Here is an 18886-nt window from a genome sequence, read left to right on the forward strand (position 1 = left end):
GCTCTACGAGGCGGAGGTGCGCTATCTTGTCGCCAGGGAGTGGGCGCGCACGCCCGACGACATCCTCTACCGGCGCACCAAGCACCACCTCCACCTCACAGATGCCCAACGCCGCGCCTTCGCATCATGGTTCGAGGCCGAGCATCTCGCAGAGGCCGCGTGAATGACAAAGCGACTATCAACAACACGCAGGCGGGCCGATACGGAATGCCACTGACGCTTTCGCTGAACACCAATCCGCTGGTCAATCGCTTCGCCGATCCGGACGATCTGATCGACACGGTCGCGCGCGACCTGAAGATCCGCGACCTGCAACTGACGCACGAGTTCATCAATCCGAGCTGGCCGGCGCCGGTGATCCGGCGGCTGACGCGGCAGATGACGGCGGCCTTGCGGCGCACCGGCGTGCGCGTCACCAGCGGCATGACGGGACCTTACGGGCGTCTCAACCATTTCGGCCATCCCGACCGCGACGTGCGCCGCTATTACGTCGACTGGTTCAAGACCTTCGCCGACATCATCGCCGAACTCGGCGGCGTCTCCGTCGGCACCCAGTTCGCCATCTTCACCTTCCGGGATTATGACGATCCGGCCCGGCGAGAGGAGCTCATCCGGATCGCCGTCGACTGTTGGGAAGAGGTGGCGGAGCACGCCGGCGCCGCCGGCCTGCGCTACGTCTTCTGGGAACCGATGAGCATCGGGCGCGAATTCGGCGAGACGATCGCCGAATGCCTGAGGCTGCAGGACCGGCTGACCAGGGCCGATATGGCGGTGCCGATGTGGATGATGGCCGATATCGACCATGGCGACGTGACCAGCGCCGACCCGGACGACTACGATCCTTATGCCTGGGCACGCGCGGTGCCGAAGGTGTCGCCGATCATCCACATCAAGCAAAGCCTGATGGACAAGGGCGGGCATCGGCCTTTCACCGCGGCGTTCAACGACAGGGGCCGCATCCAGCCCGGACCGCTGCTGAAGGCCCTGGCGGACGGCGGGGCCGTCGACAACGAGATTTGCCTGGAACTGAGCTTCAAGGAGCGGGAGCCGGATGATCGGCAGGTCATCCCGCAGATCGCCGAAAGCATTGCCTTCTGGGCACCCCATATCGATACCGGCGCGCAAGGCCTGTCGGCCTGAACCGGCCGGTGAAGACGCGGAAATACGCAAGGAAAGATTGCAGATGTCGAAAGATCGGCGGCCTCCAAAAGATCGAGGCGATGGGCGCGATGCCGAAAGGCGCGCGATCGAAGGGCCCCGTCATCGACGAGCCGACGGCATGAGTCTTGGCCAGCGAGACGGGATGACTGCCGCATGACACAGCCCAAAAAAATCTGGATCGGCACCAGTTGGAAGATGAACAAGACGCTGGCCGAGGCGCGCGTGTTCGCCGAAGGGCTGCTGGCCGATCCGCAGGGCGATCCGCGCATCCAGCGTTTCGTCATCCCGCCCTTTACCGCGGTGCGCGAGGTCAAGGCGATGCTGACCGAAACCACCGTCAAGGTCGGAGCGCAGAACATGCACTGGGCCGACGACGGCGCCTGGACGGGCGAGATCTCGCCCGTAATGCTCACCGACTGTGGCCTCGACATGGTCGAGCTCGGGCACTCCGAGCGGCGCGAATATTTCGGCGAGACCGACGAGACCGTGGGGCTGAAAACCGAAGCGGCCGTCCGCCACGGCCTCGTTCCGCTCGTCTGCATCGGCGAGACGCTTGCCCAGCGGGAGGCCGGCCATGCTACCGAGGTGCTGGCAGCCCAGGTGCGCGGCGCGCTGTCGAAGCTTGATGAAAAGCAGAAGAGCCGGCCGCTCCTGTTCGCCTACGAGCCGGTCTGGGCGATCGGCGCCAATGGAATGCCGGCGAGCCCGGACTATGCCGACGCCCGGCAGGCGGAGATCATCGCCGTTGCCGAAGACGTGCTCGGCCGGCGCGTGCCCTGCCTCTACGGCGGCTCGGTCAATCCGGGCAACTGCGCCGAACTCATCGCCTGTCCGCATATCGACGGGCTGTTCATCGGCCGCTCCGCATGGGCCGTCGAGGGCTATCTCGACATCCTTGGCAGGTGCGCCGCCACACTCTCGAACTGAAGGAGACGATCATGAAACTCGCAATCGCAGGGGACAGCGCCGGCGAAGGGCTGGCCAGAATTCTCGCCGACCATCTGAAGGACAGGCACGAGGTCTCGGAAGTATCGCGCACCGAGGCCGGGCCTGATCCGTTCTACGCCAATCTGTCGGATCGCGTGGCAAACGACCTGCTCGCCGGCAAATACGACCGCGCCATCCTGGTGTGCGGCACCGGCATCGGCGTGTGCATCTCGGCCAACAAGGTGCCGGGCATCCGCGCGGCGCTGACGCACGACACCTATTCGGCGGAGCGTGCGGCGCTTTCCAACAACGCCCAGATCATCACCATGGGCGCGCGCGTGATCGGGCCGGAACTGGCCAAGGCGATCGCCGACGCGTATCTCAAGGAAACCTTCGACCCGCAGGGCCGCTCGGCCGGCAACGTCGATGCCATCGACCAGGTCGACGCCAAATACAACGCCCGCTGAGAGGCATGTCCGCCGCCTTGCCGGCGCCGCGCCCGTTCAGTCGCCTATCAGCACCGCGTCCGCCGGATTGATGACGACGGAAACCGCGCTCGCGTCGGCGATCGGGTTCTGCGTATCGGGCGAGGAAACGAACAGTTCCGTGTCAGGATCGGCCAATCGCACGCGATATTCCATGTGGTTGCCGAGATAGGTCGATTTGAGCACGGTGCCCGACAGCGTGTCGGCGCTGCTGGCGCCGGCGGTCATGCGGATCGCATGAGGACGCACCGCGAGGAGAGCTTCGCCGTTGGCAACGGCCCGGCGCCTGATCCGCACCGACGCCCGGCCGATCTTCACCTCGGCCTGCTGACTGTCGGTTCCGCCTACCGAGACCGGGATGAGGTTGGCGTCGCCCATGAAGTCGGCGATGAAACGGCTGCTCGGCTCGTTGTACAGTTCGCTCGGCGTTCCGTCCTGCGCGATCCTGCCGCCGTTCATGACGATGATGCGGTCGGAGACGGCCATCGCCTCCTCCTGGTCGTGCGTGACATAGGCGACCGTCAGCTTCAGCGCCTGTTGCAGGTCGCGGATTTCCTCGCGCACGCGCCGGCGCAGCTTGGCGTCCAGGTTGGAAAGCGGCTCGTCGAAGAGAAGCACCTGCGGTTCCAGCACGATCGCCCGCGCGACGGCGACGCGCTGCTGCTGACCGCCCGACAGTTCGCTCGGCTGCCGTTTCTCGTAACCCGACAGGCCGACCAGGGCCAGTTTCTCCGCGGCACGGGCTTCCGCGTCCGCCCTGCCGAGCCCCATGGACCGCAGGCCGTAGCTGACGTTCTCGATGACGTTCATGTGCGGGAACAGGGCATAGGATTGGAACACCATCGAGACGTCGCGCTCCGCCGCCGAAAGCAGGGTGACGTCCTTGCCGCCGATCAGGATGCGGCCGCCGCTGGCCTGTTCCAGCCCGGCGATCAGTCGCAGCGTCGTCGTCTTGCCGCAGCCGGAGGGGCCGAGCAGCGTCACGAGGCTCGCCGGCGCGATATCGAAGGAAACGCTGTCGACCGCCGTCACCGTCCCGTATTTCTTGGTGACGGCTTCGAAGCGGACGGCGGGTTCCGTCGTGGCAGCGGAGTTCAAGGGGACTGTCGTTTCGTCCATGGTTTCAGCGCTCTCCTTAGGCCATCACCGGCTCGCTCGCCGCGGACCTGCGGCCCAGCCGTCTTTCGCCGACCAGCACCTGTATGCCGACCAGGATCGCCATCATGACGACGATCATCACCGCGGCATAGACGATGGCGATGCCGTATTCGCCGACGTCGGCGCGGCCGACGATGTAGACGGTGGCCAGGTTGAAACGGCCGGTCGCGAGGAAGATGACCGCGCTGACCGCCGTGACCGCGCGCACGAATGAATAGATCATGGCCGTGACGATCGCCGGCTTCAGGATCGGCAGGATGACCTTGCGCAGCGTGGCGAAGGAGCGCGCGCCGAGCGTCAGCGACGCCTCGTCAAGGCTCTTGTCGATCTGGTTGAGGTTGGCGAGACCAGCGCGGATGGCGACGGGCATGTTGCGGAAGATGAAGGAGATGACGATGATCAGCCCGGTTCCGGTGATCTGCACCGGCGGCACGTTGAAGGCGAGGATGTAGCTGATGCCGACGACGGTGCCGGGGATGGCGAAGCTCATCATCGCCAGGAACTCGAACAGCGTGCGGCCGGCGAATTTCTGCCGGTCGAGCAGGTAGGCCGTGAGGATGCCCAGCGCCGCCGTCAGCGGCATCGCCACCAGCGCCAGGCCGATCGTCATGGTCAGCGACGGCCATGCCGAGCCGGACAGGAACCAGCCGTCCACCCCCTTGGTCACGCCGAAGGCGGTGAGGAAATACTCGAGCGTCGGCGTGTTGTCGCGGCCGATCGACTGCACGAAGCCCCCGGTCAGGATGATGACGTAGACGACCACCGTCAGCACCAGCCAGGGGAGGGTGGCGGCGTAGCAGCCGATACGCAAGACCGGCGGCAGCGCCGCCGGCACGCCGCCGTCGCCCTTGCCGGAGACGGTGACGTAGCTGCGCTTTCCGATCCAGCGCCGCTGGATGACGAAGGCGGCGAGCGTGAAGACCAGGAGCACGATGGCCAGTACCGCCGCTCTGCCCTGGTCGTGCGCGGCGCCTACGACGGCGAAGAAGATGTCCGTGGCCAGCACGTTGAAGTTGCCGCCCAGCACGAGAGGGTTGGCGAAGTCTGCCATGCTCTCGATGAAGGAGATCAGGAAGGCGCTGGCCAGGCCCGGCCGTATCAGCGGCCAGGTGACGGTCCAGAACGTGCGCCAGCGGCTGGCGCGCAGGGTCTGCGAGGCTTCTTCCATCGAGGGGCTGACGCCCTGCAGGACGCCGACCAGCACCAGGAAGGCGATCGGCGTGAAGGCGAGCACCTGCGCCATGGTGATGCCGGCCATGCCGTAGATCCATCGGCTGCGCGGGATAGCGAAATGGTGCGACAGGAAATTGGTGACGATGCCGGCGCGGCCGAACAGCAGGATCAGCGCAAGGCCGATGACGAAAGGCGGGGTGATGATGGGCAGGATCGACAGGCTGCGCAGGATCCACTTGCCGCGCACCTGCGTGCGCAGCGCGATCAGCGCCAGCGCCAGACCGAGCACCGTGCACAGCAGCCCGACCAGGGTCGCCACCGCGACCGTGTTCCAGGCGACGCCGCAATTGCCGGAGCCGTAGAGGCAGCCGAGGCTCCAGATATTGGAGTTGAACAGCTTGTCGGCGAACAACGACGGCATGACGTTGCCGTCATTGTCCTTCACCGCCGAGGACAGGATGGAGACCAGCGGATAGGCGACGAACAGGATGAGCGAGGTGATCACCAGCATCAGCGCTCCGACCACGAAGCCGTCGCCCTTGCACCAGCCGCGCCTTGCCAGGGAGGCCGCCGTCAGCATCAGCATGGCGGCGGCGTAGAGCACCGCTCCCCAGCCCATTCCCGGTTGCTTCGGACCCGGATCGCCGGTCAGCGTCGTCAGCCAGGAGAAGGCCCAGCCGGAGTGGATGATGGAGAAGCCTTCGACCGCCATCCAGGCAAGGCCCGCCGCTCCGACCCAGGCAAGGCTTCGCAAATCGCGGCGCCAGACAAACCAGGTGGCGGCAAGCAACGGCAAGGCGAGCGGCAGCAGCCACGGTGCGCTGCTCAGTCCCCCCAGCACGGCCGGCGTGGCGCTATAGGGCCTGGAGAGCCAGTCGAAAGCAAAGAACCCGCCTTCGACCTTGTACCAGGGGAGGACCAGGAAACTCAGCCACGCCACGGCCAGCCAGCCGGCAGCGTTGCCCTGGCCGGCGGAAGCGTCCGCCTTCACCGGTATCGACCGTGCCATGCGCAAACCTCTGCAATTCGGACTGGCGCTAAAGCCAGTTGCAGCCAAACTGAATCAGCATTCCGCCGTAAAGCTCTGTTTTAACGGCATCATCCTGTCTGCGTTATACGCAGCCATGGGATCGTGCGATAAGGGGCGCCGGCCGAAATCGATCCGGCCGACGCCGAGCGGGCAGCGGTCAGCCGCCGTTGCGGACTTCGTCGGTGAAGCGCTTCAGCAATTTGGTGCGCACTTCGGACGAGCCGTATTTGGCAAAATCGTAGTCGATCAGCTTGATCTTGGAGAGATCGGGAGCCTCTGGCGGAACCGGCGTCTTCGTGTTCGACGGGATCTGGTAGCTGCCGTTCGGCGCGGCGAGCTTCTGCGCGTCGACCGACAAGGCCCAGTCGTAGAACTTCTTCGCCTCGTCGAGGTTCTTCGCGCCCTTGACGATGCTCATCGAGCCGATCTCGTAGCCCGTGCCCTCGCAAGGCGACACCACCTTGACCGCCGGGTTCTGCTTGGCCGCATTGATGACGTCGTGCTGGAAGGCGATGCCGATCAGCGTCTCGCCCTTGCCCACCGCAAGAGCCGGAGCCGCGCCGGCCTTGGTGTATTCGGCCATGTTCTTGTTCAACTGCTTGAAATAGTCGAACGCCTTGTCCTCGCCCATGAGCTGGACCATCGTCGCCAGCGCCGTCCAGGCCGTGCCGGAGGAGTTGGGATCGGCCATCTCGATCTCGCCCTCGAACTCGGGCTTGATCAGGTCCGCCCAGCATTCGGGTGCCTTGAGGTCGCGCTGCTTGAGATCGTCGGCGTTGTAGCCGTAGCCGAGCGCGCCGAGATAGATGCCGACGGTGCGGTATTTGGCGCGCTCCGCCTGCTTCTGCGCCCAATCGCGCAGCTCGGGCAGGACGGGCGACTTGTACTCCTCCGTCAGCCCTTCCTCGGCAGCCTGGAGATGGGGGTCGCCGGTGCCGCCCCACCAGATGTCGGCCTGCGGATTGGCTTTTTCGGCACGGAGCCTGGCGTAGATCTCGCCCGCGCTCATGCGCGTCATGTCGACGTTGACGCCGGTGTCCTTCTGGTAGGTGGTCGCCATGGCGCGGCACCAGGCCTCGTCCACGCCGCAATACATGACCAGATTGCGGTCGGCTGCCTGAACCTGTCCGGCGAGCCCGATCAGCCCCAGCGCCGCCGCAGCGGCCAGGCCAAGCGTGGACGCGATCCTCGACCGCTTCTTTCTATTTCGCATGTTTTCCTCCCTGGTTGTCGATCGCGAAAAGTCTAGTCGGCGGGCAAGGGGATGCCCGTGGCCTGCGACAGGCCGGCGGCCACGCCCGGCGCGGCCGCGAGGACGGGATTGCCGTTCATGAGGCCCTCTCCGTCAAGAAAATCGTTGCAGACGCCGCCGGCCTCCCTGACCAGCAGCAATCCTGCCAGACAATCCCATGAATTGATATGGAGCTCCGCGTAGCCGTCGGAACGGCCGTCGGCCACATAGGCGAGACCGAGCGCGCCGGAGCCGCTTCTGCGCACATTGACGCCGAGTTCCCAGACCGCGGCGAGGCGATCGAGATACTGGCTGTTCGGCAGGCGCGACGACCAGCCGAACTCGATCATGCTGCGGTCGAAGGCTCGGGTATCGGCGACGCGAATCTCGCGGTCGTTGCGCGTGGCGCCCCGTCCGCGCCGTGCAAAATAGATTTCTCCGCTGGCGGGATTGGCGATGCCGCCGATCTCGACGCGCCCGCTGTGAAGGAAGGCGATGGAGATGCAGAAATGCGGGATGCCGCGCATGAAATTGGCGGTGCCGTCGATCGGGTCGACGACCCACATGCTCTTGGCCTCCGCGCCGCCGCCTTCCTCGCCGAGGAAACCGTCCTGCGGAAAGGCGGCCGCGATCGTCTTTCGGATGTGCTCCTCGACCTGTCCGTCGGTCTCGGTAAGGAAATCCTGCGGCCCCTTCATGGTCACGACGGGGCCGCCGGCGCCGAGCTTCGCATATCCGTCCATCGCGATGCGGCCTGCCGAACCGAGCAGGGCGCGGCATAGGCGTTCGCGCTCGTCCAGTTCTTCGCTCGAAAGCGGCGCCTCGCTGGCGGTTGTCATGGCTTCTGCGGACACAGGCTATTCCGACGAGCTGGAGAATGAAGTTTTTGCACGGCTGTGCAAAGCTGTTTCATTATGGCCGGGCTGTCAATAGCGGCAGGACATTCTTTCTGTTCGCTTGCTGTTTATGCACTTGCGTGCAAAGACTTGCCATCGTTTGTCCGGGGCAGCGCTGTGAGCGGTACTCGAAAGGTTTTCGCAAGCGCCAAGCAGGTCGCGGAACTGGCGGGCGTCTCGCGCTCCGCGGTGTCGCGCACCTTCACTCCGGGCGCCAGCGTCTCGCAGGAGACGCGCCGGCGCGTCGTCGAAGCCGCCGAGCGCCTCGGCTATCATGTGAACCATCTGGCACGCGGGCTGATGCGCGAGACGACGGGGATCGTCTGCCTTGCCGTCGCCGACAGCGATACGCCCTACCAGGGCAAGATGCTGCGCGCGCTCACCCAGCATCTGCGCGACGCCGGCAAGGTCGCCATGGTGTTCAACACGTCCGGGCCAGCGCATCATGTCGAAGAAGCCCTGCGCCAGACGCTGAACTACCGCGCCGACGCGACGGTCGTCCTGTCCGGCACGCCGCCGCAGTCGCTGATCCGGACCTGCCTGGACAACGGGCAGCGGCTGGTCCTGATCAATCGCGACGACAGGCTGGTCGGGCCGCACAATATCGGAAACAACAATGCGGCAGCCGCCGAAGCCGCACTTCATGTCCTGCTGCGCGCGGGATGCCGCCAGCCGGCGCTGGTGAGTTCTGCGGCCGGCACGCCCAGCCTGCTGGCGCGCGAGCAGGCATTTGTCGCCGCCGCCGCCTGTGAGGGGGTCGAGGTCATCGTCTGGCGACAGGGATCGACAGGCTACAATGTCGGCGCGGATGCGGCGCGGCACCTGTTTGCCGGCCGGCAGCGGCCCGACGGCGCCTTCTGCGTCACCGACCTGATTGCCTGCGGCTTCCTCGACGTGGCCCGCACGGAGTTCGGCCTGGCCGTGCCGCAGGATTTGTGCGTGATCGGTTTCGACGACATCGAACAGGCAGGGTGGGCGTCATACGGGCTGACGACCTTTGCGCCGCCGATCGAGCGGATCGCTGCAACCGTGGTCGACCTCGTTATGGGCAGCGGCGAGAACGATGAGAACCGCAGGATTGTTTTCGACGCTCCGATGGTGTGGCGCAGCACGGTCAGGCCGGGATAGCCGGACATCCGGCCGTGTGCAGGGGCCTGCCGGCGGCCGGGCATATTTCGCGCCTGCGCGATAACGAAAATGTTTCGTCCCGGGTGTGGATCGTTCCGCAAGGTCGAACGTTTCCCCGACCAGCAAGGGAGGCCGATATGGGCACCGATCGTCACGAGAAAATCCAGCAGCGCGCCTATCAGATATGGGAGCGGGAAGGCCGGCCTGAGGGCCATCATGAACGGCATTGGCATCAGGCGATCGATGAGCTCGACCGCGACGAAATGGACTATGTGCAGGACGCTGCCCCGCAAACCCTCTATGGCACTGACGACAGCGGCGAAACGGCGTCGCCCGCAAAGGCGCGACGGCGCGACAAGGGACGCGTGGCCAAGGGCGACGTGCTGGCCGAGGAAGCGCTCGCGATCAGGACCGGCATATCCGGCGACGAGGCCGAGCGCCTGATCGACGAGACCGACGGCGACCTCACGGCGGCCGAGCAGGCCGCGCGCGAGGAAGGCCCGGAAAGATAGCCGTTCAGGTTCCGCGGCAAGAGCGTCGATCGGCCGTTGCCGGCGGCTGTCGCGCCGGCGTCAGGCCACTTGGCGCGCCAATGCGCAGCGCGACCACAGTTCCGACAGGGCCGAGGTCAGATGGTCGATGTCTGCGGCCGTGTGGAGCGGCGTCGGGGTGATGCGCAGGCGCTCCGTGCCGCGCGCCACGGTCGGATAGTTGATCGGCTGGACATAGATCCCGTAGTGGTCGAGCAGGATGTCGCTGATCCATTTGCACTTGGCGGCATTGCCGACGATCACCGGCACGATGTGGCTGGGATTGTGCATATGCGGCACCCCGAGCTGGTCGAGCCGCGCGCGCACGGCCGCGACCGCGTCGCGATGGCGCGCGCGCTCCAGATCGGATTGCTTCAGGTGCCGGATCGAGGCCGCCGCGCCCGCCGCGACCGCCGGGGGCAGGGCGGTGGTGAAGATGAAACCGGACGCGAAGGAGCGCAGGAAGTCGCACAGCGCGGTCGAACCGGCGACATAGCCGCCGACGACGCCGAAGGCCTTGCCGAGCGTGCCCTCGATCAGGGTGATGCGGTCCATCAGGCCCTCGCGCTCGGCGATGCCGCCGCCGCGCGGGCCGTACATGCCGACCGCGTGGACCTCGTCCAGATAGGTCATGGCGCCGTGCTTTTCGGCAACCGCGAGGATATCGGCGATCGGCGCGATGTCGCCGTCCATCGAATAGACCGACTCGAAGGCGACGACCTTGGCCGCGTTGGCGGGCGCTGCCGCGAGATGGCGGTCCAGATCCTTGACGTCGTTGTGCTTCCATATCCGCTTTTCCGCCCGCGAGTGGCGGATGCCCTCGATCATCGAGGCATGGTTGCCGGCATCGGAGAAGATGATGCAATCCGGCAGGTGCTGGCCGAGCGTGGACAGCGCCGCCCAGTTCGAGACGTAGCCCGAGGTGAACAGCAGGGCGCTTTGCTTGCCGTGCAGGTCGGCGACCTCGCGCTCGAGCAGGACGTGGTGGTGATTGGTGCCGGAGATGTTGCGCGTGCCGCCTGCGCCGGCGCCGCAGCTATCAAGCGCGGCGTGCATGGCGGCCAGCACCTGCGGGTTCTGCCCCATGCCGAGATAATCGTTCGAGCACCAGACCGTGACGTCGCGCACGGCGCCGTCCGCGTGACGGGTTGCCGCCGGGAAATTGCCGGCCTTGCGTTCCAGGTCGGCGAAGACGCGATAGCGTCCTTCCTCGCGCAATCCGTCCAGCTTGCCGGTGAAGAACGCATCGAAATCCATTGCGAAACCTGCCTTTCGGGTGGGTCTGCCGCCGGGTCTACTGCCCCGAAGCTTCCTTGGCAATCTCGTCGAGCAGGTCGTTGACCTGATCGCGGCCGTCGCCTTTGGGAAGACGCCTGTATCCTACCACGACCTTGCCGGGCGCGGCTTCCGCTTCATAGGCGAAAACGATGTAAGGGCAATAGGCGATGTTGCCGATGTCGGCTTCCATTACAGAACGTGATACGACCGCGGAGCAGAACTGCATGAATTCCGCGTTCTTGTAGAGCGGCTTGGCCGCGCCCACATCGCCTGCGGTGCGCTTGAGCATGTCGCCGATATGGCCGTGATAGTCGACGACATAGCCGCGATTGACGATCGCATCCTGGATGTCCTGCGCGACGTCGGCGAACGCCTCGTCGGTCTGGTAGGTGGTCACGAGATCGTCGGCGCGGGCAACGGCGACGCCTGCCGTCAGCGAGCCTGCCATCAGCGGGCCTGCAAGTGCTGCGGCGAGGATCTGCTTCATGACGGTACTCCCATAGGCTTTCGCAAAAGCGGTTTGTCCATGCGGGCGCAGCATATGCGCAAGATGCGGGTCACGGCCTGACGTAGCTGTAGCCCTTTTCCTGAAGTTCCATCAGCCGCACCACGCCCGACGGCACTTCCTTCGCCTCCTCGACCAGCGGAACCTCGTGGCCTTCCTTCTTGTTGAGCGCGGCGTGGGTGTTGGCGCAGGCCGAGAAGGTGATTTCCGGGTCTTCCAGCGACATCGAAGAAATCCGGTCCTTCACCGGGCTTTTGTCGGCGACGTACATTTCGAGGCCAGGCCCGAAAGCGACGATCTCGATGGCGACCGATTCGCCCTTGCCGGCATAGTATTTCTTGACGTTGCGGGCGTTGTTGAGGGCCAGATTCATGATGGCCGGGTCGGCCTGGTCGACCTGTATGGCGAGGCGGTGCCTTGCCTCCTCGGCATGGCCGGCGTTGATCGCCACGAGCGTGGCGGCGGCAAGTGCGGCGATCCTGAGCTTTTGCATCTGTCCTCCCTGGCCGGCATTCGCGCCGTCCCGACGATTATACATAGAAAATTCTCTATGTTTAGGCATAATCGCACCATGTCATGTATTTCCGTGATCGGGTAGTCATGGCCCGGCGGCGCAGCAAGGAGGACGACGATGAGCGCAGGCACGAGATGGTCCGGTCCGGCGGTAGGCCGCCGCGATGTCCTGAGGCTTGCGGGCGCGCTGGCCGTTTCGCAACTCGGCGCGGGCCGTGCGTTCGCCGTGGGCCGGCTGGCGCTGGGCGATGCGGAGATCGTCACGGTCAGCGACGGTTCGCTGACCTTGCCGATGTCCTATTCCTACGGCGAGGCGCCGAAAGCGGAACTGGATGCCCTGCTGACCGCGAACGGAATGGCGACCGACGCGTTGCGGCCCGATTGCAACGTCACGGTGCTGAAGCGGGCAGGGCGCGTGGTGGTATTCGACGCCGGTTCCGGCCCGAATTTTATGGATACGGCCGGAAAGCTGGTCGAAAATCTCGCCGAGGCGGAGATCGACCCTTCGGATGTCACCGACGTTGTCTTCACCCATGCGCATCCCGATCACATCTGGGGCGTGACCGACGATTTCGACGAACTGGTGTTTTCCAACGCGGCCTATCACATCGGCCAGGCCGAATATGATTTCTGGTCGTCGCCGGATGCCTTGCAGGCGGTGTCGGCCGACCGGCAGAGCTTCGTGGTCGGCGCGCAGGGGCGGTTCGAGGCGATCCGCGACCGGCTGACCTTCCTGAAACCGGGCAGGGAGGTGCTGCCCGGCATCGAGGCGGTCGCGACGCCGGGGCATACGCCCGGTCATCTGAGCTACATCGTGCATGACGGCGCGGACCAGTTCATGGTGCTCGGCGACGCGCTCACCCAGTCGTTGATCTCGTTCGCGCATCCCGACTGGCCGGCGGGCGCGGACCAGGACCAGGCGCTGGCCGCAATCACGCGCAAGACGCTGCTGGATAGGCTGGCCGGCGATCGCGCGCGGGTGATCGGCTACCATTTCCCGCATCCGGCAGGCGGAACGGTGGAGCGCGCAGGCGCTGCCTATCGCTTCGTCCCGGTCTAGACTCTGCTCCGCACGCCGAGCCCGGAGAAGGCGGCCAACGGCGAGCCTTCGAGCAGGTAGGCGAGGCCGAGGCGCGCGCCGAGCACGATCGAGGCCATCGCCAGCGGCGCGGAGATGGCGAGCACCGAGACGGCGCTGACACCCTGGCCGATGGTGCAGCCCAGGGCGAAGACGCCGCCCGTGCCCATCAGGAAGCCGCCGGCCAGATGGCGGCCGAGTTCGCGCGCGTCGTCGCAGGCCTCCCAGCGCACGTCGCGGCGCCGCCATGCGCAGAGCGCCGCCCCCAGCACGACGCCGGCGACCAACCCGACGCCATAGTCCGGCAGGACGCCGGTGAAGGTGACGAGCTGCAGGATGGAATCGCCGACCGGGACGACGAAGGACGCCGATTCCAGTTGCACCGGCTCGAAGGAATGACGGGCGGCGAGCGTGGTGGCGACCCAGCCGAAGGCGACCACGAGGCCGATCACCGAACCGGTCGCGATCAATCCGAAGCGGTTGCGATAGCCGCGATCGGCGAACACCCAGGCAAGCAGGGCCAGCGCCACCAGCGCCGCGGCGAGAAGATGGACGTCCGTTCCGGCAAACGCGGAGGCGATGGAGCCGAGCGACTGGTCGCCGGCAAAGGAGAGATCGGCCGCCAGCCGGTCGACCAGTTCCACGCGCCCTTGCGCCACCAGTCCGCGTTGGGCCGAGAGGGCGGAAAGGCCGAGCGTGACGAGGACGACCAGCGAGCGCAGGCTGCCGCCGCCTAGGCGCACCAGCGCGCCGAAGCCGCAGGTGCCGACCAGCGCCATGCCGAAGCCGAAGGCGAGGCCGCCGATGATGGCGCCGGTCCAGGGCAGGTTCGAGGAGAGATAGAAGCTGTCCCGCGTGTCGGCCAGGCCGGCCGCGCTGAGAACCTGCGTGGCGATCAGCGCGACCGCGGCGGCGAGGACCCATGTGCGAACGCCGGAACTGTCGCCGGCATGCCAGTGGCGTTCCAGTGCGCCCATCGTGCAGAAATGCTGCCAGCGCGCGGCGAACCCCATGCAGGCGCCGGCAAGCAGACCGGCAAGCGGCAAGAACCACGAAGAGGTGGCTATATCCATGGCTTCCTCCCTCGGGGCCTTCCACCAGGCCTCGTCTCGTGACCGATTCTCTATCCGGGATCGCCGCGGACCGGCGCGCAGAAGAGCCGGTAAAGAGAATCGATGATCGCCGAAACCTCCGATCCGGCGATCGAGTAGTAGATGACGCGGCCGTCGCGCCTGGTGGTCACCAGGCCGTCGAGGCGCAATCGCGCCAGTTGCTGCGAGACCGCCGCCTGCGGCAGGCGCATGATGTTTTCCAGATCGGAAACCGACCGCTCGCCTTCCGAGAGAAGGCACAGGATCAGCAGCCTGCTCTCGTGCGACAGGGCCTTGAGGAGATCGCTCGCCTTGCGCGCCTGCGCGAGCAGGAGGTCGAATTCCTCCTGCGGCTGGTCGGGATTGAGTTTGGGCAGGTTCAGCATCGTGCGGCCAAAAATCGCGGACCTTTCCTCCAGCCATGATGTCTGGGTCATGACCTTATCCGTCGCCTGGCGGCAGCTTGGCGAGCATATCATCGACAAGATACCAGAAAAACTCGTCGCCGGGATAGCCTCTCAGCCGCGCCACCTCCTTGCCCCTGTCCATCAGGATGAAGGTGGGCGTGAAACGCTCGGCGGGCACGCCGGCAAGATCGCCGGGCCAGGAGCCGGTGATGTCGACGCGGCGCAACGGCGCGCGCCTGCCCTCGGGGGTGTTCGGCCAAGCCGGCGCGATCTCGGCATCGAACTTGGCGCACCACGGGCAGCCGGGCTGGACGAGCATGACCATCTCCGCCGGCAGCGTCACGACAGGCGCGGCAAGCAGGGCCGCAAGGCAAAGGAGCAGTTTCAGGGCATGCATTCGTCCAGACCCGTTTCCCGATTGCAATATATAGTCATTCCTGAATACATTGACAGTCGATTTTCGGCGTACAGACCGGCCAACAGGACAGGTCAGCGCCAGTACGGGGTCGGAAATGCTCGACGTGACAATCGGCGGCGCCTTGCTGGCCGGCCTGCTTTCCTTCGTGTCGCCTTGCGTGCTGCCGATCGTGCCGCCCTATCTGGCGTGGCTGGCGGGGGTCAGCTTCGACCAGCTCAAGGACGAGCATCCGGGCGCCGCGCAGCGGCGGGCTGTCGTGCTTTCCGCGCTGGCTTTCGTGCTGGGCTTCACCACGGTCTTCGTCGCGCTCGGCGCGACGGCGAGCGTCATCGGCAAAACCATTGCGCAGTATTTCGACACGCTGGCGCTGGTCGCCGGCATCGTCATCATCGTCATGGGCCTGCATTTCCTGGGTGTCTTCAGGATCGGCCTGCTGTTTCGCGAGGCGCGGGTGCAGGTGCAGCGCAAGCCGGTCGGCCTCGTCGGCGCCTATGTCATCGGGCTGGCCTTCGCTTTCGGCTGGACGCCGTGCGTGGGGCCGGTGCTGGCGGCGATCCTGTTCGTCGCCGGGTCGTCCGGCACGGCTGCGCGAGGCGCCTTGCTGCTGGCGGTCTATTCGCTCGGCATCGGCATACCGTTCCTGCTGGCGGCGGCTTTCGCCGGTCCCTTTTTGCGCTGGGCAGCCGGCTTCAGACAGCATATGGAGACGGTCGAGAAGGTGATGGGCGGGCTGCTGGTGCTCACCGGCATCCTGTTCGTGACCGGCAAGATGTCGGCTATCTCCTACTGGCTGCTCGAAACCTTTCCCGTCTTCCAGTCGATCGGCTAGGATGGACCCATGATGAAACGCGCGATTTCCCTCCTATTCCTCGTTCTCGTCGCGGCCCTGCCGGCAAAGGCGGAGGTCGGCGACGACGGCCTGCACAAGGAAGACTGGTTCACCATCACCTTCCGCGACATCGCCGACGACATCGCCCAGGCGAAGTCGCAGGGCAAGCGATTGGCGATCGTCATCGAGCAGCGCGGCTGCATCTACTGCCGCGAGATGCACGAGAAGCTTTTGAGCGACCCGGAAGTGCGCGACTACATCAAGGCCAACTACATGGTGGTGCAGTACAACATGTTCGGCGACGAGGAAGTCACCGACACCGACGGCGAGGCGCTGACGGAGAAGACGGCGGTGCGCAAATGGGGCTACCTGTTCACGCCGACCATCGTGTTCCTGCCGGAGGACGCGCCGCAGGGCGTGTCTGTCGACAAGGCGGCGGTCGCGGTCATGCCCGGCGCTTTCGGCAAATGGACCTTCCTCGACATGTTCAAATGGGTGCGCGAAAAGGGCTACGAGACGGACGAGCCGTTCCAGAAATACCATGCGCGCAGCATCAACGAGGCGCGCGCCGCGGGACGGCTGGACGCGGAGTGAGCCGGAACATCGATCCGCGCAGCCGTTCACGATATATGCAGAAAATCATATTTTTCGATTGACCTTTGCAGGGCCGTGTCTATCGTGCTTTACGGAGGATCGGAACTGCAGCCGGTTCCGCGCGTGTAGCGAAGGGGAGGGATAGCCGACATGCGAGCAGGGAAGACAATTGCCGTCTCGGCGATGATCTCACTGTCGGGAGCCTTGATGTCGGCGGGAGCCGCCCTGGCCGAGGACGTCAAGCCGGAGGCAGTCAAGTTCACCGATATGACGGTAGCGGATTCGCTGACCGGCAAGCCCGGCGACGCCGCGGCGGGACAAAAAGTCGTTGTCGACCGCAAGCTCGGCAACTGCCTGGCCTGTCACGAGGTGAGCGCGCTCAAGAAGGAGCTCTTCCACGGCAATGTCGGTCCCTCGCTGGACGGCGTCGCGGATCGCTGGAAGCCGGCCGAGCTGCGCGCCATCGTGACGGATTCGAAGCAGGTTTTCGGGCCTGAGACGGTGATGCCCGGATTCTATTCGCTCAATGTCGGCGTGAACGTGCGTAAGGATCTTGTCGGCAAGACCATCCTGACGGCCCAGCAGGTCGAGGACGTGGTCGCCTATCTCGAGACGCTGAAGGAGTAGTGCCGTTGCCGCACCGGAAGGAGAGCATCATGACATTCAACAGGCGCCAGCTGTTCCTGCTGTCGGCGGGCGTTGCCCTGGCCGGTGCCGGCGGGTTGACGGCCGCGCCGGCGCGCGCGGAAGCTTCGGCGACCGACAAGCGGATTTCCGACTTCGCCGGCGGCAAGGAGCCGGCAAGCGGCAAGATCACGCTGACGGCGCCGGAAATCGCGGAGAACGGCAATACCGTGCCGATCTCCGTGAAAGTCGACAGCAAGATGGACGGCGACGACATGGTCGATTCGGTCATGATCGTGGCCGACGGCAACCCCAATCCGGAGGTCGCGACGTTCCATTTCACCGCGATGAGCGGTGCGGCCGAAGCGACGACGCGCATGCGCCTCGCCAAGACGCAGAACGTGATCGCGGTGGCCAAGATGGCCGACGGCTCGGTCTACATGGACAAGAAGGAAGTCAAAGTCACCATCGGCGGCTGCGGCGGCTGAGGCGACGGGAGAACGATCATGGCGACACCCAAACCCCGCGTGAAACTGCCGAAGAAGGCCAAGGCCGGCGAGACCATTGTCATCAAGACGCTGATCAGCCACGAGATGGAATCGGGCCAGCGCAAGGACAAAGAAGGCAAGGTGATCCCGCGCGAGATCATCAACAAGTTCACCTGCGAGTTCAACGGCAAGCCCGTCTTCGCCTGCGACATGGAGCCGGCGATCTCGGCCAACCCGTATTTCGAATTCAACGCCAAGGTGAGCGAGAGCGGCAAGTTCAAGTTCACCTGGGTGGACGACAACGGTTCCGTCTACACCGACGAAGCCGCTATTGAGGTGGGCTGAGGGGACTTCGGTCGATTGTCGCGGCGGTTCAGCCGTTACCTGAAGGGGAGGGCAAGTTGAAAAAGACAGTGCTGGCAATCGCAAGCGCGGCAATGCTGACAGCCGGTTTTGCCGGAATCGCCTGTTCGGATCCGGTCGATGAAAAGCTGATCATCGACGGTAAGGAAATGGTCACGCGCGCGCCGGCGCCCGAAGGTCATCCCTTCGACGAGGTTCTCTCGGGTTGGCTGTTCCGCGAAACCGAAACACGAGCGCTCGAAGCCGATTCTTTCGCCAATCCCGGTACGCTCTATGTCGAGCGCGGCGAGGAAATCTGGAACACGGTCGACGGCACGATGGGCAAGTCCTGCGCCTCCTGCCACAACGACGCGTCCGAGACGATGAAGGACGTCGGCGCGCATTATCCGAAGTGGGACGCGGACGCCAAGCGGCCGATCAACGTCGAGCTGCAGATCAACAAGTGCCGCACCGAGAACATGGGCGCGGAGGCCTACAAGTTCGATTCCGATGACCAGAAGGCGCTGACGACCTACATCAAGTATCAGTCGCTCGGCACGCCGGTGAAGATCGACCTCAAGCAGGGCGACATGCAGAGCTGGTGGGACAAGGGCAAGACGGAATACTACACCCGCATGGGCCAGTTGAACCTTGCCTGCGCATCCTGCCACGAGGCCAGCATGGGCAAGCATATCCGTGCCGACCATTTGAGCCAGGGGCAGGCGAACGGCTTTCCGACCTACCGCTTGAAGCAGGCCGACATGGTTTCGCTGCACAACCGCCTGCGCGGCTGCATCCGCGACACGCGCGCCGAGATGCCGAAGGCGTTCTCCGACGAACTCATGGCCCTCGAGGTCTATGTGACATGGCGCGGCACCGGGCTTTCGGTGGAAACGCCGTCGGTGCGCCAGTAGACACGACATCTGCGGCTTTGCCGCCGACTTGGTCCGGCATCCGCTGCTGATGCCGGCCGCATGGACGATTTTGTCTTTCAGGAAAG

The 18886-nt window shown here is 65.3% G+C and carries 22 protein-coding genes and 1 pseudogene; 13 read left to right on the forward strand and 10 right to left on the reverse strand.

The window, feature by feature from the left end:
* From ABMA46_RS20395 to derI, 4 genes and pseudogenes are all read left to right on the forward strand, one after another.
* Positions 1 to 163, forward strand: a pseudogene (locus ABMA46_RS20395) (glycerol-3-phosphate dehydrogenase); the annotation flags it as partial.
* A 44-nt stretch (positions 164 to 207) separates the two neighbouring features.
* The gene (locus ABMA46_RS20400) at positions 208 to 1140 is read left to right on the forward strand and encodes a sugar phosphate isomerase/epimerase family protein (RefSeq protein ID WP_349001839.1); all 933 of its coding nucleotides are present in this window, start codon (positions 208 to 210) and stop codon (positions 1138 to 1140) included.
* Positions 1141 to 1314: 174 nt separating this feature from the next.
* Positions 1315 to 2088, forward strand: a complete 774-nt coding sequence (locus ABMA46_RS20405; protein ID WP_349001840.1) for a triose-phosphate isomerase — start codon at positions 1315 to 1317, stop codon at positions 2086 to 2088.
* An 11-nt stretch (positions 2089 to 2099) separates the two neighbouring features.
* Positions 2100 to 2555 carry a D-erythrulose-4-phosphate isomerase gene (gene derI / locus ABMA46_RS20410; RefSeq protein WP_349001841.1) on the forward strand — a complete coding sequence of 152 codons (456 nt, stop codon included), beginning with the start codon at positions 2100 to 2102 and terminating at the stop codon, positions 2553 to 2555.
* A gap of 36 nt (positions 2556 to 2591) precedes the next feature.
* On the opposite strand, the gene ABMA46_RS20415 is transcribed toward derI, so the two are convergent.
* The 4 genes from ABMA46_RS20415 to ABMA46_RS20430 all read right to left on the reverse strand — a co-directional run bounded on the left by ABMA46_RS20415 (position 2592) and on the right by ABMA46_RS20430 (position 8004).
* Positions 2592 to 3692, reverse strand: a complete 1101-nt coding sequence (locus ABMA46_RS20415) for an ABC transporter ATP-binding protein (RefSeq protein WP_349001842.1) — start codon at positions 3690 to 3692, stop codon at positions 2592 to 2594.
* A gap of 16 nt (positions 3693 to 3708) precedes the next feature.
* Complete coding sequence (locus ABMA46_RS20420; protein ID WP_349001843.1) at positions 3709 to 5913, reverse strand: ABC transporter permease; 2205 nt, start codon at positions 5911 to 5913, stop codon at positions 3709 to 3711.
* Positions 5914 to 6091: 178 nt separating this feature from the next.
* Positions 6092 to 7147: an ABC transporter substrate-binding protein gene (locus ABMA46_RS20425; RefSeq protein ID WP_349001844.1), complete on the reverse strand. Its 1056-nt coding sequence runs from the start codon at positions 7145 to 7147 to the stop codon at positions 6092 to 6094.
* 32 nt (positions 7148 to 7179) lie between these two features.
* Positions 7180 to 8004, reverse strand: coding sequence for an inositol monophosphatase family protein (locus ABMA46_RS20430; RefSeq protein WP_349001845.1), 825 nt, complete (start codon positions 8002 to 8004; stop codon positions 7180 to 7182).
* A gap of 174 nt (positions 8005 to 8178) precedes the next feature.
* Here ABMA46_RS20430 and ABMA46_RS20435 point away from each other — a divergent pair, with 174 nt between their 5' ends.
* Together ABMA46_RS20435 and ABMA46_RS20440 are read left to right on the forward strand one after the other, a co-directional pair.
* Positions 8179 to 9189, forward strand: coding sequence for a LacI family DNA-binding transcriptional regulator (locus ABMA46_RS20435; RefSeq protein ID WP_349001846.1), 1011 nt, complete (start codon positions 8179 to 8181; stop codon positions 9187 to 9189).
* 137 nt (positions 9190 to 9326) lie between these two features.
* Entirely contained in the window at positions 9327 to 9701 is a 375-nt protein-coding gene (locus ABMA46_RS20440) for a DUF2934 domain-containing protein (protein ID WP_349001847.1), read from the forward strand.
* Positions 9702 to 9761: 60 nt separating this feature from the next.
* Here the strand turns inward: ABMA46_RS20440 and hemA are convergent, their stop codons facing one another.
* The 3 genes from hemA to ABMA46_RS20455 all read right to left on the reverse strand — a co-directional run bounded on the left by hemA (position 9762) and on the right by ABMA46_RS20455 (position 11995).
* Positions 9762 to 10976 (reverse strand): 5-aminolevulinate synthase, encoded by a 1215-nt coding sequence (gene hemA, locus ABMA46_RS20445; RefSeq protein WP_349001848.1) that lies wholly within the window; start codon positions 10974 to 10976, stop codon positions 9762 to 9764.
* A gap of 37 nt (positions 10977 to 11013) precedes the next feature.
* Positions 11014 to 11484 carry a DUF302 domain-containing protein gene (locus ABMA46_RS20450; protein WP_349001849.1) on the reverse strand — a complete coding sequence of 157 codons (471 nt, stop codon included), beginning with the start codon at positions 11482 to 11484 and terminating at the stop codon, positions 11014 to 11016.
* A 70-nt stretch (positions 11485 to 11554) separates the two neighbouring features.
* The gene (locus ABMA46_RS20455; RefSeq protein WP_349001850.1) at positions 11555 to 11995 is read right to left on the reverse strand and encodes a DsrE family protein; all 441 of its coding nucleotides are present in this window, start codon (positions 11993 to 11995) and stop codon (positions 11555 to 11557) included.
* Positions 11996 to 12133: 138 nt separating this feature from the next.
* On the opposite strand from ABMA46_RS20455, the gene ABMA46_RS20460 reads away from it, so the two are divergent.
* Positions 12134 to 13075: an MBL fold metallo-hydrolase gene (locus ABMA46_RS20460; protein ID WP_349001851.1), complete on the forward strand. Its 942-nt coding sequence runs from the start codon at positions 12134 to 12136 to the stop codon at positions 13073 to 13075.
* On the opposite strand, the gene ABMA46_RS20465 is transcribed toward ABMA46_RS20460, so the two are convergent.
* The 3 genes from ABMA46_RS20465 to ABMA46_RS20475 are packed head-to-tail and all read right to left on the reverse strand — an operon-like array spanning position 13072 to position 14988.
* Positions 13072 to 14166 (reverse strand): YeeE/YedE family protein, encoded by a 1095-nt coding sequence (locus ABMA46_RS20465; RefSeq protein WP_349001852.1) that lies wholly within the window; start codon positions 14164 to 14166, stop codon positions 13072 to 13074. The two genes, ABMA46_RS20460 and ABMA46_RS20465, sit on opposite strands and share 4 nt — an antisense overlap.
* Before the next feature lie 50 nt (positions 14167 to 14216).
* Positions 14217 to 14567, reverse strand: coding sequence for an ArsR/SmtB family transcription factor (locus ABMA46_RS20470; RefSeq protein WP_425475782.1), 351 nt, complete (start codon positions 14565 to 14567; stop codon positions 14217 to 14219).
* 58 nt (positions 14568 to 14625) lie between these two features.
* Positions 14626 to 14988, reverse strand: a complete 363-nt coding sequence (locus ABMA46_RS20475) for a transcriptional regulator (protein ID WP_349001853.1) — start codon at positions 14986 to 14988, stop codon at positions 14626 to 14628.
* A gap of 115 nt (positions 14989 to 15103) precedes the next feature.
* Between ABMA46_RS20475 and ABMA46_RS20480 the strand changes: the two genes are divergently transcribed.
* The 6 genes from ABMA46_RS20480 to soxA all read left to right on the forward strand — a co-directional run bounded on the left by ABMA46_RS20480 (position 15104) and on the right by soxA (position 18800).
* Positions 15104 to 15838 (forward strand): cytochrome c biogenesis CcdA family protein, encoded by a 735-nt coding sequence (locus ABMA46_RS20480; RefSeq protein ID WP_349001854.1) that lies wholly within the window; start codon positions 15104 to 15106, stop codon positions 15836 to 15838.
* 9 nt (positions 15839 to 15847) lie between these two features.
* Complete coding sequence (locus ABMA46_RS20485; protein ID WP_349001855.1) at positions 15848 to 16432, forward strand: thioredoxin family protein; 585 nt, start codon at positions 15848 to 15850, stop codon at positions 16430 to 16432.
* A 150-nt stretch (positions 16433 to 16582) separates the two neighbouring features.
* Positions 16583 to 17059, forward strand: a complete 477-nt coding sequence (soxX, locus tag ABMA46_RS20490; RefSeq protein ID WP_349001856.1) for a sulfur oxidation c-type cytochrome SoxX — start codon at positions 16583 to 16585, stop codon at positions 17057 to 17059.
* 29 nt (positions 17060 to 17088) lie between these two features.
* Positions 17089 to 17544 (forward strand): thiosulfate oxidation carrier protein SoxY, encoded by a 456-nt coding sequence (gene soxY / locus ABMA46_RS20495; RefSeq protein ID WP_349001857.1) that lies wholly within the window; start codon positions 17089 to 17091, stop codon positions 17542 to 17544.
* Between the two features lie 18 nt (positions 17545 to 17562).
* Complete coding sequence (gene soxZ / locus ABMA46_RS20500) at positions 17563 to 17889, forward strand: thiosulfate oxidation carrier complex protein SoxZ (protein ID WP_349001858.1); 327 nt, start codon at positions 17563 to 17565, stop codon at positions 17887 to 17889.
* Positions 17890 to 17981: 92 nt separating this feature from the next.
* Positions 17982 to 18800, forward strand: a complete 819-nt coding sequence (gene soxA / locus ABMA46_RS20505; protein WP_349001879.1) for a sulfur oxidation c-type cytochrome SoxA — start codon at positions 17982 to 17984, stop codon at positions 18798 to 18800.
* Positions 18801 to 18886: the final 86 nt, after the last annotated feature.

Origin of the sequence: Mesorhizobium hunchu (genome assembly GCF_040081975.1) — a bacterium.
In the GTDB taxonomy this organism is placed as follows: Bacteria; Pseudomonadota; Alphaproteobacteria; order Rhizobiales; family Rhizobiaceae; genus Mesorhizobium; species Mesorhizobium hunchu.

What these genes read in the sequence shown, in the direction of transcription:
- ABMA46_RS20400 (WP_349001839.1), top strand. Translation starts at nt 208, where the DNA reads ATGCCACTGACGCTTTCGCTGAACACCAATCCGCTGGTCAATCGCTTC.
- ABMA46_RS20405 (WP_349001840.1), top strand. Translation starts at nt 1,315, where the DNA reads ATGACACAGCCCAAAAAAATCTGGATCGGCACCAGTTGGAAGATGAAC.
- derI (WP_349001841.1), top strand. Translation starts at nt 2,100, where the DNA reads ATGAAACTCGCAATCGCAGGGGACAGCGCCGGCGAAGGGCTGGCCAGA.
- ABMA46_RS20415 (WP_349001842.1), bottom strand. Translation starts at nt 3,692, where the DNA reads ATGGACGAAACGACAGTCCCCTTGAACTCCGCTGCCACGACGGAACCC.
- ABMA46_RS20420 (WP_349001843.1), bottom strand. Translation starts at nt 5,913, where the DNA reads ATGGCACGGTCGATACCGGTGAAGGCGGACGCTTCCGCCGGCCAGGGC.
- ABMA46_RS20425 (WP_349001844.1), bottom strand. Translation starts at nt 7,147, where the DNA reads ATGCGAAATAGAAAGAAGCGGTCGAGGATCGCGTCCACGCTTGGCCTG.
- ABMA46_RS20430 (WP_349001845.1), bottom strand. Translation starts at nt 8,004, where the DNA reads ATGACAACCGCCAGCGAGGCGCCGCTTTCGAGCGAAGAACTGGACGAG.
- ABMA46_RS20440 (WP_349001847.1), top strand. Translation starts at nt 9,327, where the DNA reads ATGGGCACCGATCGTCACGAGAAAATCCAGCAGCGCGCCTATCAGATA.
- hemA (WP_349001848.1), bottom strand. Translation starts at nt 10,976, where the DNA reads ATGGATTTCGATGCGTTCTTCACCGGCAAGCTGGACGGATTGCGCGAG.
- ABMA46_RS20450 (WP_349001849.1), bottom strand. Translation starts at nt 11,484, where the DNA reads ATGAAGCAGATCCTCGCCGCAGCACTTGCAGGCCCGCTGATGGCAGGC.
- ABMA46_RS20455 (WP_349001850.1), bottom strand. Translation starts at nt 11,995, where the DNA reads ATGCAAAAGCTCAGGATCGCCGCACTTGCCGCCGCCACGCTCGTGGCG.
- ABMA46_RS20460 (WP_349001851.1), top strand. Translation starts at nt 12,134, where the DNA reads ATGAGCGCAGGCACGAGATGGTCCGGTCCGGCGGTAGGCCGCCGCGAT.
- ABMA46_RS20465 (WP_349001852.1), bottom strand. Translation starts at nt 14,166, where the DNA reads ATGGATATAGCCACCTCTTCGTGGTTCTTGCCGCTTGCCGGTCTGCTT.
- ABMA46_RS20475 (WP_349001853.1), bottom strand. Translation starts at nt 14,988, where the DNA reads ATGCATGCCCTGAAACTGCTCCTTTGCCTTGCGGCCCTGCTTGCCGCG.
- ABMA46_RS20480 (WP_349001854.1), top strand. Translation starts at nt 15,104, where the DNA reads ATGCTCGACGTGACAATCGGCGGCGCCTTGCTGGCCGGCCTGCTTTCC.
- ABMA46_RS20485 (WP_349001855.1), top strand. Translation starts at nt 15,848, where the DNA reads ATGATGAAACGCGCGATTTCCCTCCTATTCCTCGTTCTCGTCGCGGCC.
- soxX (WP_349001856.1), top strand. Translation starts at nt 16,583, where the DNA reads ATGCGAGCAGGGAAGACAATTGCCGTCTCGGCGATGATCTCACTGTCG.
- soxY (WP_349001857.1), top strand. Translation starts at nt 17,089, where the DNA reads ATGACATTCAACAGGCGCCAGCTGTTCCTGCTGTCGGCGGGCGTTGCC.
- soxZ (WP_349001858.1), top strand. Translation starts at nt 17,563, where the DNA reads ATGGCGACACCCAAACCCCGCGTGAAACTGCCGAAGAAGGCCAAGGCC.
- soxA (WP_349001879.1), top strand. Translation starts at nt 17,982, where the DNA reads ATGCTGACAGCCGGTTTTGCCGGAATCGCCTGTTCGGATCCGGTCGAT.